Genomic DNA, 282 nt, shown 5'->3' with positions numbered 1-282 from the left:
CAATGTGTTGTTGTACAAGATCCAAACCAATAAAATTATTTATTAGACCGATAACAACTGTTTGCTCTTGTTTATTTAGTTTCATTTGTTTTCACTCCGTTGATATTAGTCGCTGACATCTTATACCCACCCGTTATTTGTTTAACTACAGATTCCGCTACAACAATTCCATCTATTGAAACCCCAACTTTACAATCCATCCCTACCGATTTACTATCGTTAATTTTTTTTATTATCTCAGATCGTGTAACTACTTTAATATCAGTTACGTCCACTTTCTCG

Annotated in this window: 1 pseudogene; it reads right to left on the bottom strand. The window is 33.3% G+C overall.

The window, feature by feature from the left end:
* Window positions 1-71 precede the first annotated feature (71 nt).
* A pseudogene (locus SB753_RS36545) lies at window positions 72-282 on the bottom strand (hypothetical protein); the annotation flags it as partial.

Source organism: Paraburkholderia sp. SIMBA_053, from assembly GCF_046534895.1.
GTDB lineage: Bacteria > Pseudomonadota > Gammaproteobacteria > Burkholderiales > Burkholderiaceae > Paraburkholderia > Paraburkholderia caledonica.
The sequence above is the reverse complement of the archived record's forward strand: the minus strand, read 5'-3'. Positions and strand labels throughout refer to the sequence as shown.